At 72.4% G+C, this 17,264-nt stretch carries 18 protein-coding genes; 13 read left to right on the plus strand and 5 right to left on the minus strand.

Translation table 11 applies throughout. The annotated features are described in order from the left end of the window. Nucleotides 1-2: 2 nt before the first annotated feature. Both ACWD4A_RS23290 and ACWD4A_RS23295 read left to right on the plus strand, forming a co-directional pair. Complete coding sequence (locus ACWD4A_RS23290) at nt 3-1,904, plus strand: anthranilate synthase family protein (RefSeq protein WP_451196885.1); 1,902 nt, start codon at nt 3-5, stop codon at nt 1,902-1,904. Next, a complete protein-coding gene (locus ACWD4A_RS23295) occupies nt 1,874-2,209 on the plus strand; it encodes a hypothetical protein (protein ID WP_451196886.1) in 336 nt (111 codons plus the stop codon). The genes ACWD4A_RS23290 and ACWD4A_RS23295 overlap by 31 nt, the downstream gene beginning before the upstream one ends. A 68-nt stretch (nt 2,210-2,277) precedes the next feature. Here the strand turns inward: ACWD4A_RS23295 and ACWD4A_RS23300 are convergent, their stop codons facing one another. After that, nucleotides 2,278-2,865, minus strand: a complete 588-nt coding sequence (locus ACWD4A_RS23300) for a TetR/AcrR family transcriptional regulator (RefSeq protein WP_451196888.1) — start codon at nt 2,863-2,865, stop codon at nt 2,278-2,280. A gap of 77 nt (nt 2,866-2,942) precedes the next feature. Then, a complete protein-coding gene (locus ACWD4A_RS23305) occupies nt 2,943-3,905 on the minus strand; it encodes an alpha/beta hydrolase (RefSeq protein ID WP_451196889.1) in 963 nt (320 codons plus the stop codon). A gap of 145 nt (nt 3,906-4,050) precedes the next feature. On the opposite strand from ACWD4A_RS23305, the gene ACWD4A_RS23310 reads away from it, so the two are divergent. Both ACWD4A_RS23310 and ACWD4A_RS23315 read left to right on the plus strand, forming a co-directional pair. Then, a complete protein-coding gene (locus ACWD4A_RS23310) occupies nt 4,051-5,211 on the plus strand; it encodes a helix-turn-helix domain-containing protein (RefSeq protein ID WP_451196891.1) in 1,161 nt (386 codons plus the stop codon). 158 nt (nt 5,212-5,369) lie between these two features. Continuing rightward, on the plus strand, nt 5,370-6,578 hold the full coding sequence (locus ACWD4A_RS23315) for a Cmx/CmrA family chloramphenicol efflux MFS transporter (RefSeq protein WP_451196937.1): 1,209 nt from the start codon (nt 5,370-5,372) through the stop codon (nt 6,576-6,578). A gap of 93 nt (nt 6,579-6,671) precedes the next feature. Here ACWD4A_RS23315 and ACWD4A_RS23320 read toward each other — a convergent pair whose 3' ends face one another. After that, complete coding sequence (locus ACWD4A_RS23320; protein ID WP_451196893.1) at nt 6,672-7,433, minus strand: SDR family NAD(P)-dependent oxidoreductase; 762 nt, start codon at nt 7,431-7,433, stop codon at nt 6,672-6,674. A 190-nt stretch (nt 7,434-7,623) separates the two neighbouring features. On the opposite strand from ACWD4A_RS23320, the gene ACWD4A_RS23325 reads away from it, so the two are divergent. From ACWD4A_RS23325 to ACWD4A_RS23360, 8 genes are all read left to right on the plus strand, one after another. Then, nucleotides 7,624-8,106: a cupin domain-containing protein gene (locus tag ACWD4A_RS23325; protein WP_451196895.1), complete on the plus strand. Its 483-nt coding sequence runs from the start codon at nt 7,624-7,626 to the stop codon at nt 8,104-8,106. Further along, nucleotides 8,099-8,953 (plus strand): arylamine N-acetyltransferase family protein, encoded by an 855-nt coding sequence (locus ACWD4A_RS23330; protein ID WP_451196896.1) that lies wholly within the window; start codon nt 8,099-8,101, stop codon nt 8,951-8,953. The genes ACWD4A_RS23325 and ACWD4A_RS23330 overlap by 8 nt, the downstream gene beginning before the upstream one ends. Before the next feature lie 34 nt (nt 8,954-8,987). Then, nucleotides 8,988-9,944 carry an amidohydrolase family protein gene (locus tag ACWD4A_RS23335; RefSeq protein ID WP_451196897.1) on the plus strand — a complete coding sequence of 319 codons (957 nt, stop codon included), beginning with the start codon at nt 8,988-8,990 and terminating at the stop codon, nt 9,942-9,944. Nucleotides 9,945-10,066: 122 nt separating this feature from the next. After that, nucleotides 10,067-10,303 carry a helix-turn-helix domain-containing protein gene (locus tag ACWD4A_RS23340; protein WP_451196898.1) on the plus strand — a complete coding sequence of 79 codons (237 nt, stop codon included), beginning with the start codon at nt 10,067-10,069 and terminating at the stop codon, nt 10,301-10,303. 315 nt (nt 10,304-10,618) lie between these two features. Next, a complete protein-coding gene (locus tag ACWD4A_RS23345; protein ID WP_451196900.1) occupies nt 10,619-10,786 on the plus strand; it encodes a hypothetical protein in 168 nt (55 codons plus the stop codon). Then, nucleotides 10,783-11,904: a transaldolase gene (gene tal / locus ACWD4A_RS23350; RefSeq protein ID WP_451196901.1), complete on the plus strand. Its 1,122-nt coding sequence runs from the start codon at nt 10,783-10,785 to the stop codon at nt 11,902-11,904. Before ACWD4A_RS23345 ends, tal begins: the two co-directional genes overlap by 4 nt. After that, entirely contained in the window at nt 11,901-13,202 is a 1,302-nt protein-coding gene (aroA, locus tag ACWD4A_RS23355; protein ID WP_451196903.1) for a 3-phosphoshikimate 1-carboxyvinyltransferase, read from the plus strand. Before tal ends, aroA begins: the two co-directional genes overlap by 4 nt. A 55-nt stretch (nt 13,203-13,257) precedes the next feature. Further along, nucleotides 13,258-14,439: a 3-hydroxybenzoate 6-monooxygenase gene (locus tag ACWD4A_RS23360; RefSeq protein WP_451196904.1), complete on the plus strand. Its 1,182-nt coding sequence runs from the start codon at nt 13,258-13,260 to the stop codon at nt 14,437-14,439. Between the two features lie 39 nt (nt 14,440-14,478). On the opposite strand, the gene ACWD4A_RS23365 is transcribed toward ACWD4A_RS23360, so the two are convergent. Together ACWD4A_RS23365 and ACWD4A_RS23370 are read right to left on the minus strand one after the other, a co-directional pair. Next, entirely contained in the window at nt 14,479-15,525 is a 1,047-nt protein-coding gene (locus ACWD4A_RS23365) for a methyltransferase (RefSeq protein ID WP_451196906.1), read from the minus strand. A 46-nt stretch (nt 15,526-15,571) separates the two neighbouring features. Further along, the gene (locus ACWD4A_RS23370) at nt 15,572-16,792 is read right to left on the minus strand and encodes a cytochrome P450 family protein (protein ID WP_451196908.1); all 1,221 of its coding nucleotides are present in this window, start codon (nt 16,790-16,792) and stop codon (nt 15,572-15,574) included. 231 nt (nt 16,793-17,023) lie between these two features. On the opposite strand from ACWD4A_RS23370, the gene ACWD4A_RS23375 reads away from it, so the two are divergent. Then, nucleotides 17,024-17,152, plus strand: a complete 129-nt coding sequence (locus ACWD4A_RS23375; RefSeq protein ID WP_451196910.1) for a hypothetical protein — start codon at nt 17,024-17,026, stop codon at nt 17,150-17,152. Nucleotides 17,153-17,264 lie beyond the last annotated feature (112 nt).

Raw genomic sequence — 17,264 nt, forward strand, 5'->3', positions numbered from 1 at the left:
CCATGGAAACCGACCTGCTGGCGCGGATACTCGCCGAACAGCCGCCCTCCTTCGCCCTGTTGTACCGCCCCGAGGCGGCGGGCGCCGACGTCCTGGACGTGATCGTCGGCGACGCGGTGGCGGTGGGCGGGCTCGCCGACCTGCCCGTGTCCGAAGCGCCCGGCCCCGCCGGCGCGCCCCGCCACGAGGTGCTGGCGGTCGTCCCGTACCGGCAGATCGCCGAGCGCGGCTTCGCCGCCCCCGACGACGGCGAGCCGCTGATCGCGATGACCGTCACGCACCAGGAGACCGTCCCGGTGGACGAGGCGCTGCGCCGCCTGCCGAACGTGCCGACGGAGCTGGCCGGCGGCCACTTCGACCTGGACGACGAGCAGTACGCGGACACCGCCCGCACGATCATCGCCGAGGAGATCGGCACGGGCGCGGGCGCGAACTTCGTCCTCAAGCGGTCCTACGTCGCCGACATCACCGGCTACACCTTGCACAGCGCGCTCTCCTTCTTCCGCCGCCTGCTGGCGAAGGAGGCGGGCGCCTACTGGATCCACCTGGTCCACACCGGCGGGCGCACGCTGGTGGGCGCCAGCCCCGAGCGGCACGTCAGCCTCTTCGACGGCACGGCGGTGATGAACCCGATCAGCGGGACGTACCGCTATCCGGCGTCCGGCCCGACCCTGCCGGGGGTGATGGACTTCCTCGCGGACCGCAAGGAAGCCGACGAGCTCTACATGGTCGTCGACGAAGAGCTGAAGATGATGGCCCGGATCTGCGCGGACGGCGGGCGGGTGGTGGGCCCGTACCTCAAGGAGATGGCCCGCCTCGCGCACACCGAGTACTTCATCGAGGGGCGCACGTCCCACGATGTGCGGGAGATCCTGCGCGAGACGCTCTTCGCCCCCACCGTCACCGGCAGCCCGCTGGAGAGCGCGTGCCGGGTGATCAGCCGCTACGAGCCGGAAGGCCGCGGCTACTACAGCGGCGTGCTGGCCCTCATCGGCCGGGACGAGCGCGGCGGGCGCACCCTGGACTCCTCGATCCTCATCCGTACCGCCGACATCGACGGCAGCGGGCGGCTGCGGATCGGGGTGGGCGCGACGCTCGTGCGGCACTCCGACCCGGCGTCCGAGGCCGTGGAGACCCGGGCCAAGGCCGCCGGGCTGCTCGCGGCCCTGGGCACGGACCGGCCGGAGGGCTTCGGCGGGCACCCGAGCGTGCGCGCCGCGCTCGCGTCCCGCAACGACCACATCGCGGGCTTCTGGCTCCGGGAGAACGACGCCCGGTCCCGGCCCGTGCCCGCGCTGGCCGGCCGCGAGGTGCTGGTGGTCGACGCCGAGGACACCTTCACCTCGATGATCGCCCATCAACTCCGTTCCACGGGGCTGTCGGTGACCGTACGCCGCTTCGACGAGCCGTACTCCACCGAGGGCTACGACCTCGTCGTCATGGGCCCCGGCCCCGGCGACCCGCGCGACACCGCGGACCCCAAGATCGCCCATCTGCGGGAGACGATCACCGCGCTGCTGGCCGGGCAGCGGCCCTTCCTCGCCGTCTGCCTCAGCCACCAGGTGCTGTCCACCCTGCTCGGCCTCGACCTGGTGCGCAGGGAGACCCCCAACCAGGGGGTGCAGCGCGAGATCGACCTGTTCGGCCGACGCGAACGGGTGGGTTTCTACAACACGTTCGCCGCCCGCAGCGACGAGGACAAGGTCGTGACCCCCGACGGCTCCGTCGTGGAGGTCAGCCGGGAGGTCTCGACCGGCGAAGTGCACGCGCTGCGCGGGCCCGGCTTCGCGTCGGTGCAGTTCCACGCCGAGTCCGTACTGACCGAGGACGGTGTCCGCATCGTCGGTGGGCTGCTCGAGGAGTTGATCCGGACATGCGCGTCGTGGTCGTCTGGTGGGATCTGAGCGAGTCGCGGCAGACCGTCGCCTCGCTGCGGGGATTCCTCCGCGACGAGGCCGTGGACCGCTGGGCCCAGGTGCCCGGACTGCGCCTGAAGCTGTGGATCTCCGACACCGAGGGCCCGGCCGAGCGCTGGGGGGCCGTCTTCGTGTGGGAGTCGGCCGAGGCGGCGGAGCGGCCCCTGCCGACCAAGGCGGGCGAACTGATCGGCTACCCGCCGGCGCACCGCTCGTCCTTCGACGTGGAGGCGACGACGGAGGGCCTGTACGAGGTCGCGGCGCTGGCGGGGCGGGGGCTGGCGTTCGCGTAGCGGCGGAGCGGCGGTGAACGCGTGGCGGCCGGTGCCTGAAGGCACCGGCCGCTGTGTCGTGCGTGCGCTCAGAGCGTGGCGAGCGCGCCTTCCACGACGTCCGCGAGCACCTGCCGGTCGTCGTGGGCCCTGCTGAGGACGTGCAGGCCGTAGTACGTGCTCAGCACCTGGCGCGCCAGGCTCGCCGCGTCGCGGTCGGTGCGGATCTCGCCGGCCCGCTGGCCGCGCGCGACCGCGTCGCGGAGCGCCTCCTCCACCCGGGCGAAGTGGCGGTGCACCTGCTCCTTGACGTCCGGATCCGAACTGGCCATCTCGATGGCCGCGTTGATCGCGAAGCAGCCGACGGGGCGCCCGGTGCCGGAGGGGTCGACGTCGACATCGACGTCGTGGAGCATCAGCTCGCGCAGCCGGTCCTTGACCGGCCCCGGCCGTTCGAGGATCCCGATCTGCGCATGGGTGGCCGTCTCGTAGTACCGGCGCAGGGCGCGCAGATACAGCTGCCTCTTGTCGCCGAACGTGTTGTACAGACTCGACGGGCCCAGCCCGGTGCCCTCGCTCAGGTCACGGGTGGAGGTCGCCTCGTAGCCGCGGCGCCAGAACGCGTCCATCGCCGCGCCGATGACGCGGGTCTCGTCGAACTTCCTCGGCCTCGCCATAATCAGCACACTAAAGGTTTTGAAGCGATCGTCCAAAAACCCCAGGCAGGGGCCTCGCCGGGCGTCGCCCCGCCGCCTCAGGAGCCCAGCGCCTCCTTCACCACACGGGTCCGCTCCGCCGCCGCGCGCTCGCTCAGCTCGGTGCCGTAGGCGTCGAAGATGTGGAAGGTCCCGGCCCACTGGTGGATCCCGGTGGAGACGCCCGCTTCCAGGAGGCGCAGTCCGTAGCGGATGCCCTCGTCGCGCAGCGGGTCGTACTCGGCGGTGATGATGTGCGCCGGAGGCAGCCCCGACAGGTCGGTGGCCCGGCCGGGTGCCGCGTAGGGCGAGGTCTCGCGCTGCTCGTACCCCTCGCCGAGGTAGTGCCGCCACGACGCCCGGGAGTGCGGCGTGGACCAGACCGGGGTGTCCTGGAAGCGCCGGGCGGACGGGGTGTCCATCCGGTCGTCGATCACGGGGAACGTGAGCAGCTGGAACACGAGCCGCGGGCCGCCGCGGTCGCGGGCCATCAGCGTGAGCGCGGCGGCGAGCGCGCCACCGGCGCTGCATCCCGCGACTCCCATCCGGTCCGGGTCGATGCCGAGTTCGGCGGTGTTCTTCGCCATCCACTCCAGGGCCGCGTAGCAGTCCTCCACGCCCGCCGGGAAGGGGTTCTCGGGCGCGAGGCGGTACTGGACGCTGACCACGACGCATCCGCCGTCGGACGCGAAGCTCGCACAGTGCTGGTGCTCGGTCTCCAGGTCGCCCATGACGAAGCCGCCGCCGTGGATCCACAGCAGACCGCCGTGCGGTCCCGGGGTCTTGGGGGTGTAGATGCGCACGGTGACGTCGGGGGCCCCGTCGGGTCCGGGGACGTCGCGCTCGGTGACGGTGATCCGGCTCGTGTCGACCGGGGGCCACTGCGCCTCGAGCCCCTTCAGGGTGCGGCGGGCGACAGGCGGGTCGGTGACGTCGAGGTACGGGCTCTCCTCGACGAGCGGGGCGAGTTCGGGGTGGTAGTCCGGGCGCGGGCTCGATCCGGCCGGAGAGGTTTCGCTCATGCGACCACCCTCCCGTCGGGCCGGGGAAATCAACTACCGCCCGCTGTCGGCGGCTGAGGCCTTCCACCCGCCATCTGTCGGGCAACCTGACAGAGTTCGCCCTCGTCGTGCGGGGCGGCCCGGACGGGCTGCCTAGTCTCCAGGAATGTACGGTCTGCGCCTGTCGCATCTCGACCCGGCCGCGGCGGGTGCCTTGCGTGTCATCTCCTACTTCGACCGGCTGGTGGAGAACCACTCGGATCCCGACGCCCTGGCCCGGGCCACCGCCCTGCTCGCGGAGTGCCCGGCCGGCACGGCGGACCACCGCCGCGCGGCGGTGCACCGCTACGACCCCGACGCCCGCGCGCTGCCGCCCGACGAGGCGGCGCCGGCGGACAGCCGCGCGGTCGTCGTCGACGGGCAGACGGTGGGCGAGGTCTGGCTGGAGCGGACCGGGTGCGCCTGGTCGCTCGACGGGCTGGTGCTCGAACGGCTGGCGCTCGCCGCGTCCTTGGCCTTCGAGCGCTCCGGTGCCGTCCCCGGCCCGGCGCATGCCCCGCAGTGGGGCGATCCGGCGCTGGTGCAGGTCGCGCTCTCCACGCGGGGCGCCGAGGCGGAGCGGTCGCGGGCCCTGCACCTGCTGGGCCTGCACCCGGACGAACCGCTGCGCGCCGTCGCCGTCGTGGCGCCGGACGCCGCCGTCATGCGGAGGGCGCTGGGTTCCTGCGCGCGGGCACTGAGCGTGGCCCACCCGCGGCTCGGCCGGCCGGCCCCGTTCGGCGCCCTGTGGTCCACCGTCGGGGCGATCCTGCTCCCCGCTCCCGCCGACGCCCGGCCCGGGAGCCCGGTACTGCCGGAGGGGGCGACGGCCGGCCTGCCGGACGGTGTGGCGGTCGGGACGGGCCCGGCGGGCACGGCGGCCCAACTGCCGGACTCCTGGGCCCAGGCGCGGCGCGCGGCACGGTTCGCGGGCCTCGGCCCCACCTGGCCGAAGGCGGTGGACGCCACCGGGCTGGGCACGCTCGCCCTGCTCGCGGACATCCCCAGGGACACCGCCCTCGCGCACCCCGACACCGCGGCCCTCGCCGGGCTGTGCGGCGAGGACCTCGCCACCCTGGACGCGGTGTGCCGCACCCCCTCGGTCCGGGCCGCGGCCCAACTCCTCTACCGGCACCACAGTTCCGTCGCGCAGCGCGTCACCCGGATCGAACGGATCCTGGGCTTCCGGATTTCCGGCCCGCACGGGCGGCAGCGCGCACAGACCGCGCTGCTGCTCCGGCAGTTGAACACTTCCAGTTTTTCCCCTCTCGCGCTTCCTACATTTTGAAGCACTCGCTTCAAAATGTGCTAGCGTCCTGATCGTGGAGTCGAGGGCGCCGTACGTCCGGTTCATGAACCCGACTCAGAAACCACCGATCCCCGAAGCACTGGAGACCCTCCATGGCACTCGACCCGAAAACCACTGATCCAGGGCGGGCCGGGAAGATGCCGCTCGCCGTCTACATCCTCGGACTCGGCATCTTCACGCAGGGCACCTCGGAGTTCATGCTCTCCGGCCTGCTGCCCAACATGGCCGACGACCTGGGCGTCTCCATCCCCGACGCCGGCCTGCTCATCTCCGCCTTCGCCATCGGCATGGTCGTCGGCGCGCCCCTGCTGGCCGTCGCCACCCTGAGCTGGCCGCGCCGCACCGCGCTGGTCGCGCTCCAGGCCGTCTTCATCGCCGCCCACGTGGTCGGCGCCGTCGCGCCCGGCTACGGAGTGCTGTTCGCCACCCGCATCGTGAGCGCACTGGCCTACGCCGGGTACTGGGGCGTCGCCGTGGCCACGGCCGTGAGCATGGTCCCGCTGAGCGCCAAGGGCAAGGCCGTCGCGGTCGTCGCCAGCGGACTCACCCTCGCCACCATCGTGGGCGTCCCGGCCGGCACCGTCCTGAGCCAGTTCGCGGGCTGGCGCGCGGCCTTCTGGGCCGTGGCCGCCCTCACCCTCGGGAGCCTCCTCTGCTCGGTGTTCGCCATCCCCGGCGGCAAGGGCACCAAGGAGGAGACCCGTACGGTCAAGTCCGAACTGCGCGCCATGGCCCGGCCGCAGCTGTGGCTCTCCTACGCCATCACGGCCTTCGCCTTCGGCGCCGTCATCGTCACCTTCAGCTACCTCGCCTCGGTGCTCACCGACGTGACCGGCCTCTCCGAGGGCTGGGTCCCGGCCATCCTGGCGCTGTTCGGCGTCGGCGGACTGATCGGCATGACCATCGGCGGCCGCGTCGCCGAGTCGCACCCGATCCGCACCCTCTCCCTCGGCCTCGGCGCCCTGATCGTCGCCTCCGTCGTGATCGCGCTGACGGCGCAGAACGTGGTCGTCACGGTCGTGGCGGTCTTCGTCCTGGGCCTGGCCGGCTACGTCACCAACCCGATCCTGCAGTCCCGCGTCTTCACCGTCGCACCCGGCGCCCCGACCCTCGTCGGCGCCACCAACACCTCCGCCTTCAACGTGGGCAACACCCTGGCGCCGCTCCTGGGCGGCCTGGCCATCAGCGCCGACTGGGGTTACGAGTCCGTGGCGTGGGTCGGTGCCGGCCTCGCCGCGCTCGGCCTCCTGGGCACGCTGTGGGCGGGCGCGCTCCAGCGCCGCACGGACAGCACGACGGCCGCCGCGCCGGAACCGCGGCAGGAGCTCGCAGGGGCCGACGCCTGACACCCCCGAACAGGCCGCCTCTGCGTACGTGTGCCCCGGTTTCCCGCAGCGCGGGACCGGGGCACACGTACGTGACGGGAAGCGCGCGGTACGTCAGGCGGTGATGCCGCCGTCGATGACGAGGTCGTGGCCGAGCGCGAAGCCGGACTCCTCGGAGGCCAGCCACAGCACCGCCCCCGCGCCCTCCTCGACGCTGCCGATGCGGCCGAGCGGGAACATCCCCTTGGCGCGCTCGGTGCGTTCGGCCTCCGTCTCGCCCTCCAGCAGGGACATCGGGGTGTCCATCGAGGAGGGGCTGAGCGTGTTGACCCGGATGCCGTCGGCCGCGTACTCACGGGCCGCGCTGCGGCCCAGCGCGGCGACGGCGGCCTTGCTCGCCCCGTACGCCCCGGCGCCCGGCAGGGTCAGGTGCGCGCCCACCACCGACCCGACGTTCACGATGACCCCGCCGCCGGCGGTCCGCATGTGCCGCACCTCGTGCTTCATCGACAGCCAGGTACCGACGACGTTGATGCCCAGGGTCCGCACCAGCGTCTCCTCGTCGAGGTCGGCCAGCTCCGCGGGCTCGGGGAGGTGACCCGCGTTGTTCACCGCGATGTCGAGGGCGCCGTGCCGCTCGACGACGGTGGCGACCATGCGCTCCACGTCCGCGGCGACGGCGATGTCGGCCGTGACGGCGCTGCCGCTGCCGCCCGCCTCCTCGATCAGCCGCACCGTCTCCGCCAGGTTCCCCGCGGTCCGCCCGGCGACCACCACGGTGGCGCCCTCCCGGGCGAAGGCCAGGGCGGTGGCGCGGCCTATGCCGGAACCGCCACCGGTGACGAGTGCGACCTTGCCTGCGAATCGAGCGGTCATGTTCCCATCCATTCCTCGTGCGTTGTCGCACCGGCGCCGCGCGCCGTGCGCTACCACCCTGACCGCCCCGCTCGCCGCTGCCATCCCGTATTCACGGGTGTGGTGCACGGAAATCACGGGATCACGTGATGCCAAACACGGCCGCACGACGTGGAGTAGGAGCCCTGGCAGGAAGGAAGAGGGAGCACACGTGAGCTTCGAGGAGTCCGAGGACATCGTCTACATCCCGCCGCAGGCGGGGCCGAAGCGCTGGGTCTTCGGCGACCACTACACGATCAAGGCGGACGCGGAGAACACCCACGGATCGCTGGGGCTGATCGAGGCCCTCGTGCCGCCGGGCGGCGGGCCTCCGCTGCACATCCACCACGACTCCGACGAGGCGTTCTACCTCATCGAGGGCGAGCTGGAGATCTCCAACGAGAAACTCTCGCAGACCGTCGGGGCCGGCGCCTTCATCTTCGTCCCGCGCGGCAAGGTGCACGCTTTCAAGAACGTCAGCGACGCCCCCTGCAAAATGCTGATCATCTTCACTCCCGGCGGTTTCGAGCACTTCTTCAAGGAGCTGGGCGTCTCCGCCGACGACGGCCGCCCGGCACCGGAGGCGTCGCAATACGCCGAGGACGTGGAAAAGGCCGCACGCATCGTCGCCCGATACGCCGCCGAATATGTCTGAGAGCGCCGACGACATGTCTGAGAACACCCCCGCAGAACCGGTGGCCCCGCGCGACCTGAGCACCGAGGAAGTGGACTCCTACCTCCGCCGCATCGGCGCCAAGGCCCCCGAGCGCCCCGACTCCGCCGCCCTGCGCGAACTCCACGAGCGCCACGTCCTGACCGTCCCGTTCGAGAACGTCGACTTCGCCTTCGGCCGGCCGAGCACGCCGATCGGGCTCGGGGCACCGGCCCTGGAGAAGATCGTCGGACGGGAGCGCGGCGGCTGCTGCTACGAACTCAACGGCGCCTTCTACGAGTTGCTGCGCGCCCTGGGGTTCGGGGTGGAGCTGCTCGCCGGGCGGGTGCTGGAGGACGGCGAACTCGGACCGCTGCTCGGGCACCTGACCCTCCGCGTGACGACCGAGGACACCCCGGAGCCCTGGCTCGTCGACGTCGGCTACGGCCGCGGCTTCCGGCACCCGCTGCGCCTGGCCGTCCGCGCCGAACAGCCCGACGCGCAAGGCGTGTTCCAGCTCGTACAGGCGCCCCACGGGGACCTGGACCTGCTGCGCGACGGCGAGCTCCAGTACCGGCTGGAGACCCGGGCGCGCGAGCTCGCGGACTTCGCGCCCACCGTGTGGTGGTTCCGCAGCGCGCCGCAGTCCCCCTTCCTCGCCCGGCAGGTGTGTTCGCTGCCCACCACCACCGGCCGGGTCACCCTCAGCGGCCGCACCCTCACCCGCACGGAGCACGGACACCGCGTCCAGGAGGAACTGGCGGACGACGCGGCGGTGTTCGCCGCGTACCGGACGTGGTTCGGCGTCGAGCTCGACGCCCTGCCTCCCGCCACCGCCGACCAGCGGTAACAGCTCGACCCGAAGACTGACTACGGAGATCCCCATGAACAACCCGTCCGGTCTGATCGACGTCCACCACCACGCGATTCCGCCGACCTACCGGGAGGCGCTCGGCGACAGCGTCGCCATCCCGGGCGTCGACTACCCCACCTGGACCCCCGACGCCAGCCTGGAGCTCATGGACCGGCACGGCATCGCCGCGTCCGTCCTGTCCGTCACCGCCCCCGGCGTCAGCTTCCTGCAGGGCGAGGACCGCGTCCGCATGGCCCGCGAGGTCAACGAGTTCTACGCCTCGCTCATCGCCGAACACCCCACCCGTTTCGGCGCGTTCGCGATCCTCCCGATGCCCGACGTCGCCGCCGCGAAGGACGAGCTGGCCTACGCGATCGACGAGCTGGGGCTGGACGGCGTCGGCATGCTCACCAGCTACGGCAACCGCTACCTCGGCGACCCCGAGTTCGAGCCGCTGCTCGCGGAGATCGCCGACCGCGGACTGCCGCTGCACGTCCACCCGGCCGCCCCGCCGGCCCAGGACCTGGCCACCTTCGGCCTGCCGGCGTCGCTCTACGACTTCACCTTCGAGACCACCCGCACCGTGGTCAACCTGCTCTTCAACGGCGTACTGGAGCGGCTGCCGCACCTGAAGCTGATCGTCTCGCACGCGGGCGGCACCCTGCCCTTCCTCGCCAAGCGGCTCACGTACGGGCCCACCATCGGCAAATACCTCACCGAGCGCGCCCCCGCCGATGTGATCGCCTCGCTGCGCGGCATCTACTACGACATCGCCATGTCGGCCAATGAATTCGCGCTGCCCGCGCTCACGGAACTCGCCGCTCCGGACAAGATCCTCTTCGGCAGCGACTATCCCTTCATGCCCGCCGAGCACACCACCGAGAACGTCACCGGATTCCGGACCTATCAGGGCTGGAACGAGCAGCAGCGCACGGCCATCGGCCGTGACAACGCGCTGGCGCTCTTCCCCCGGCTCGCCAAGGGCTGACGGCCGCTCCACCTGACGAAGTGGCGCCTTCCGCGTTGCGGGCCCTTTTCACGGCCCTGCACAGTCGGAACCGCAAGCGGCGATTCCCGCCGACGAGCGGACCGACCGAGGAGAACTTCGCCATGCCCGCAGCAGTGTCGAATTCCGGATGGGCGAGCCTCACTCCCGCCGAATTGCGCGTGGCCCGGCTGGTCGCCGACGGTCTGACCAACCGGGCCGCCGCGGCCGTGCTCAGCATCTCCCCGCACACCGTCGACACCCACCTGCGGCACATCTTCGGCAAGCTCCAGATATCCGGCCGTGTCGCGCTGACCCGCCTCGTCATGCTCCACGAGGGCGTCCTGGCGGCGTCGGCGTGACCCGCGCACACGCCGGTCGTGTCGGCCCCGCCGCTTTCACGCACTGTTCCTAGACGGTGCGTGACACCGCGGCCACGCTTTCGGCGCCCGTCGTCGAAACGCACCTTTCGGCCCCCGGGCGCGGGAGTCTTCATGGCCGGGGCCGTCGCCAGCACGGCCGCGTAAACGGTTCCTGACGAAGTCGCACCGAATCGGTTGAAGCCGGAGCCGTCAGGCGGCCAATGTCGCATCAGCACATTCCGGCAGCACCGACGGCGGCACCGACCGCCCGCCGTGCGCGACGAATGCCGTGCGCAACGAATCAGGAGAAGCACGATGCCGTTCATGGGGAGCGACCCGGACCGGCGGCCCGTACTCCCCCGGCGGGCCGCCACCGATCGCGGCAGGTTCTCCGCCGGTCACGATCACATGGAGAACCTGCCGCGCCTCGGAAACGGCCGACTCCCCGCGAGCACCGGCGAGTTCCACCGGGCCTCCGCGTGAACGGCCACAACCTGCGCCGCCTGGCCGCCTCCGGCGTCTCCGTCCGGCTCACCGGCCTCGACCGCACCCGGCCGGCCGACGGCGGCCTGGCCGCGCTCGTCCGCGACCAGCACGTCACCGGCGTCACCTCCGACCCCGCCGCCCTGGCCGCGTCCCTCGCGGACAGCGGGGCGTACGACGGCCGGCTGCGGGCCCTGGCCGCGCGGGGAGCCACCGCCGACGCGGCCGTACGCGCACTGACCGTCGAGGACGCCCGGCTGGCCTGCGACGCCCTGGCTCGCGTCCACCGGGAGACCGACGGCGCCGACGGACACGTGTCCGTCGCGCTCGACGCCGGGCTCGCCCGCGACGCCGCGGCCACCGTCCGGCAGGCCCGCGACATCGTCCACGCGGTCGGCCGGGCCAATGTGACGGTCGAGATCCCCGCCACCGACGAGGGCCTGACCGCCGTCACCGCCTGCCTGGCCGAAGGCATCGGCGTCAATGTCACCCTGCTCTTCTCACCCGAGCGCTACGACCAGGTGCGGGAAGCCCACCTGACCGGGCTGGAGCAGGCCCTGGCGGCGGGCCGCGCCCTCGGCCCGATCGCCTCCGCCGCGTCCTTCCCCCTCGGCCGGATCGACGCGGCCGTCGACACCCTCCTCGACCGCGCGGGCATCGGCGCCTCGGAGGCGAAGGCGCTGCGCGGCACCGCCGCGCTCGCCGTCGCACGGCTGGCGCACGAGCGCTTCACCGCGCTCCTGACCACACCGCGCTGGCAGCGCCTCGCCGCGCACGGCGCCCGTCCGCAGCGGCTGCTGTGGGCCTCGGACATCGTGCCCGAGCCCGGCCCGCGCGCCACCCGCCAGGTCACGGAACTGGCCGTTCCGGGCACGGCGCACACCATGCCCGAGGCCACCCTACGGGCGGTGGCCGCGCACGGCGCGGTCGTCCCCCGCACCTGGACCCGGCACTCCTACGATGCCTCCCGCAAGAAGCTCGACTACCTGAAGTCGTTCGGTATCGGCTTCGCGGACGTCGCCTCGGCACTCGAAGAAGAGGGCCTCAAGAAAACCCACGCGTCGTGGCGATCGCTGCTCGACGCGCTGTCACCGGCACTCGACGAAGGACGGTCATGACGACCAGCGTCACGACTCACCTACCGCACTCTCCCCTGACGGCCCGCATCCCCGGCTCGAAGAGCATCACCAACCGCGCCCTGCTGCTCGCGGCGGCCGCCGTCGGCACCACCCGGCTGCGGGCCCCGCTCGTCAGCGAGGACACGCTCGCGTTCCGTACGGCGCTGTCCGCGCTCGGCTTCCGCGTCACGGCCGGCCCGGACGACGAGGTGTGGGAGGTGACCGGCAACGGCAGGGGCCCCGTGGGCAGCGCTCGCATCTGGTGCGCCGACGCCGGGACGGCGGCCCGCTTCCTGCCGCCCTTCGCCGGCACCGGCTCCGGCGAATTCACCTTCGACGGCACCGACCAGCTGCGCGCCCGCCCGCTGTGGCCGCTGACCGACTCCCTGGTGGAGCTGGGCGCCAAGGTGCGCACGGCGCCCGAGGGCGGGCTGCCGCTGGTGGTGGAGTCCGACGGCCTGTACGGCGGCCGGATCAGCCTCGACTCCTCGCTGAGCAGCCAGTACCTGACCGGCCTGATGATGTCGGCCCCCCTGATGCACACCCCGCTGACCCTCTCGGCCCGCGAGCTCGTCAGCCGCCCGTACATCGACATGACGCTCGCCCTGATGCGCCGCTTCGGCGCGAAGGTAGCCGAGGACGCCGACGGGACCATCCGGATCGACCCCGGCGACTACAACGCCATCGACATGGCCGTCGAACCGGACGCCTCCACCGCCTCGTACGTCTTCGCCGCGGCCGCGGTGACCGGCACCGCCGTGACCGTGCCCGGCCTCGGCCGCGACAGCCTCCAGGGCGACCTCCGCTTCGTGGACGTCCTGCGCAAAACCGGCGCGCGGGTCGACATCGGCGAGCGGGCGACCACGGTCACCGGCACCGGCAGGCTGCGCGGCGGCTTCTGCGTCGACATGGGCGAGATCTCCGACACCTTTATGACGCTCGCCGCGATCGCACCGCTCGCCGACGCCCCCATCACCATCCGCGGCATCGCCCACGCCCGCCTCAAGGAGTCGGACCGCATCGCCGCCGTCGCCCGCAATCTGGGCGCCCTGGGCGTGCGCACCGAGGTCGGCCAGGACCGGATCACCATCGAGCCGGCCGAACCCGTCGGCACCCGGATCGCCTGCTACCGCGACCACCGGATCGGCATGGCCTTCTCCGTCCTCGGCCTGCGCGTACCCGGCATCACCCTCGACGACCCCGCCTGCGTGGGCAAGACCTTCCCCGGCTTCCACACCGAGCTCCACCGCCTCTTCCCCGGCCACACCGTGCCCGCCACGGACACGTCCGGCGCCTGAGGCCGCGAGGCCCGAGCAGCACACATCCCGATCCCCGAGCAACGAAGGAAGAAAGATGGCGGAGATCCTCATCGCCGGCGGTGGCATCGGCGGCCTCGCGGCGGCCCTCGGCATCGCGCGGAACAACAGCGGCCACCACATCACCGTCCTCGAACGCCGCGACGAGTTCAGCGAGTTGGGCGCGGGCATCCAGCTGGGCCCGAACGCCTTCCACGCCCTGAACCGCCTCGGCGTCGGCGACGAGGTGCGGGAACGCGCCGTGCACATCGACGAGTTGCGTCTCATGGACGGCACCACCGACGAGCGCATCGCCGTCATGCCGCTCACCGGCGGCTACCGCGAGCGCTTCGGCAACCCGTACGCCGTCGTGCACCGCGGCGACCTCTACCAGGCCCTCCTCGACGCCTGCCGCGCCGCACCCGCCATCACGCTGGCCGCGGGCTTCGCCGTCGCCTCGTACGAACAGGACGCGGACGGCGTCACCGCCGTCACCGACACCGGCCGCCACTTCACCGGTACGGCCCTGATCGGCGCCGACGGCATCCGCTCCGCGATCCGGCGGCAGCTCGTCGGCGACGGGGAGCCGCGGGTGTCCGGTCACACGATCTACCGCTCCGTGATCCCGATGGAGCTGGTCCCGGAGGAGCTGCGCTGGAACACGGTCACGCTGTGGGCCGGCCCCAAGTGGCACTTCGTGCACTACCCCATCGCGGGCGGTACGCACCTGAACCTGGCGGCCACCCGCGACGACGGCGCGCGCGACGCGGTCGTGGGACGCCCGGCCGAACGCGCCCACGTGCTCGGCCGGTTCCCGGAACTGGGCGAGACGGCCCGCCGGCTCCTGGAGCTGGGCACGGACTGGAAGGAATGGGTGCTGTGCGACCGGGACCCGGTCGACACCTGGACGGACGGCCGCGTGGCCCTGCTGGGCGACGCCGCGCACCCGATGCTCCAGTACGCCGCCCAGGGCGCGTGCATGGCGCTGGAGGACGCCGTGGTGATCGGCTCCCTCCTCGACGCCCCCGCGGAGGACACCGTCCAGCGCCTGGAGAAGTACAGCGCCGAGCGCCGCGGCCGCACGGCCAGGACCCAGCTGGTCGCCCGGGAGATGGGCGTCCAGCTCTACCACCCCTCGGGCCCCGAGGCCCAGGCCCGCAACGCGATGATGGCCGCCCTCTCCGCGGACGACCTCTACGACAAGGTGGCGTGGCTGCACGGGGAGCGCGTGGCGGGGTGAGGCGACGCCCAGTGGCTGCTCACCGCCCGCCCCCGGTGGTCACCGCGGCCGGGCGGTGAGCAGCCACTGGGGCGGCAGGAGGCTGTCGACCGATTCGAGGGTGAAGCCGCACGACGGGAGCAGGCGCTCCCATTCGTCACGCGTGTGCACCCGGCCGCCGCAGTTGACCATCACCTCGATGTCCACGAACCGCCCCCAGTCGTAACCGTTGCCCGGCGTGACCATGGACTCGATGAGGAACAGCCTGGCGCCGGACCTGTCGCCGACGGCCGCGCGGACTCCGCGCAGCGTCTCCCGCACGGTCTCCTCGTCGAGGCAGTGCAGCGTGTTCTTGATGATGTACGCGTCCGCGTGCCGCGGCACGTCGCCCGGCAGGGAACCGGCGGCCAGTTCCACGCGGGGCGCCAGCGGGCCGCCCATGAGGTCGGGGTGCGCGTGGCGGATCACCTCGCGGCGGTCCAGCAGGATTCCCCTCGCGGCGGGGCAGGCCCGCAGAACGGCGCGCAGCAGGGTTCCGGTGCCCCCGCCGAGATCGGCGATCGTCCCGAAGGCGCCGAAGTCCACGGCCTTCAGCAGGGCCTGCGCGACGCCCTCGGTGAGCGGCGCCCACGCTCCCTGATAGCTCGCCCGGAGCTCGGGGTCGCCTTCCAAGTACGTGAACAGGGGTGCGCCGTTGGCGTCCTCGAAGCCGGGCTCTCCGGTGCGCAGGACGTCCATGATGCGGTCGAAAGAGCGCGTGGTGGACGCGTCGCCCAGGAAGAGCGCCAGGTCGCGCAGCGACAGCCCGACGCCCGGACGCAGGTGCTCCGCCATGGGGCTCAAGGCGAAGGCGCCGTCGTCGAGTTCGGTGAAGACGCCGACAGCGGCGGTGGCGCGCAGGCAGCGCCGCAGCGGGTCGGGCCGTACGCCGCAGGCCGCGGCGAGGTCCTCGACCGTACGGGGCCCGCCGGCCAGCAGCTCGGCCACGTTCAGGCGGGCCAGGGCGAGCAGGGGCTGGGTCGTCCACTTCGCGGCGACCAGGTGCATCAGGCGGAGGTGGGGCGGCATCCAGTCGGGGAAGAGCCGCGGAGCGCTGTGCGTGTCCATGGGGCCTCGAATCCGGGGCAGCGGGCGACGTACCTGACGTACCGGTTCAGCGGGCGGCCAGCGTCACGGGGAGGCTGCGCATGCCGCGCATCACGATGTTGGCGCGCCAGGACAGCTCCCCGTGCGGGGTGTCGAGGCGGAGGTCCGGGTAGCGGGCGATCAGGCACGCGAGCGCGGTGCGGGCTTCCATCCGGCCCAGGGAGTGCCCGAGGCAGTGGTGCGCGCCGTGGCCGAAGGACAGGTGCGGCGAGGCGGGGCGCGCGATGTCGAGCCGGTCGGGGTCGCGGACGTGTTCCGGATCGCGGTTCGCGGCGGCGAAGAGCATCAGCACCGGCTCGCCCACCGGTATCCGCACGCCTTCCACCTCGACGGGCTCGGTGGGGAAACGCCACGTGGCCGACTTGACCGACCCCTCGTAGCGCAGGAGTTCCTCGACGGCGCCGTCGATCAGGGAGCCGTCCTCGCGCAACAGCGCCCACTGACCGGGGTGGGCGAGCAGCGTGGCGATGGCGTTCGCGATGAAATAGCTGGTGCTCTCGTGCCCGGCGAAGAACAACTGGAAGAGCAGCGAGTTGAGTTCGGCCTCGGCGAGCTCGCCCCGGGAACGCGCGGTGAGCAGCATCCGCATCAGTCCGTCGTCGCTCACGCCGTCCGGGTGCGCGATCAGGTTGCCCAGATAGCCGGCGAGCGACGAGACGACGTGCCCGAACACCTCGTCCCCGGCGGCGTCGCCGCGCAGCACCAGCAGACCGAGTTCCTTGAACAGCGCGGCGCCGTCGGACGGCAGTCCGATGAGGTCGGACAGTACGCGGATGGTGAGCGGCAGCGCGTATTCGGCCAGCAGGTCCGCCTCGGCGCGACCGGCCAGTTCGTCGAGGAGCCCTTCCGTGATCTCCAGCACCCGCGGTTCCATCGCACGGAGCCGGCGGGCGGTGAGCGCGTGCGACATGACCCGCCGCATGCGCGTGTGGTCGGGTGGATCCGATGCCAGGAGGTGCCGCCCGTAAAGGGACTGCTTCTCCTCGGTCGCCAGTCCGTCGATCGCCCGCCGCACGTCGGCCGTGGTGGACACCGGATCGATGCTCAGCCGGTGGTCGGCCATCAGGGAGCGCGCCGCCGAATGGCCGCACACGAGCCACGCCTTCACCCCGGGAGCCACTTCCACATGGTGGACCGGGCCCGCCCGGAGCAGACCCCGGTAGGCGTCGTAGGGAAGCGCGGCGTGCCGCTCGGCGAAGGGCCGCGGCAGGGAAGCGGGCGAGGTCATGGCCCATTCGTCTATCACGCGGCGGGCCGCGCGCCACGGGGTTCGCACATGTTGTTCTGCTCGCTTGGACCCGTCGGTCCGCCCGTGGAAGGTCTCAGTGGGTGCTCCACCGTACGGCGGTGGAGCACCCGGGCCGGAGCGGTGGCACGGATCGGTCGAGCCCATCCCCTTGTGCCGCCGGGACCGGCGTTCCTTCCATCCGTCTCTACCCCTTCGAGGAGGTACCGAAAGATGAAGCTGAGTTCCGAATCCATGGTGGAGCACCGCAACACCAGCGCGCAGGTCACCCTCAACGACCAGCGTGACGAGGCCGTTGTGATCCCGGGTACGTGCTGCTGCTGCGCGGCGATCGTCCGCTGAGTGAGCGCACCCCGAAGCAGGGGCGCCGAGCAGACAGGGCCCTGTCTGCTCGGCGTCATGCCGCCAGCCTTTCCCCATGGCCCGCCGGCCGGTCGAGCGAAGGATGATGCAC

The organism is Streptomyces sp. NPDC002537 (genome assembly GCF_053594975.1).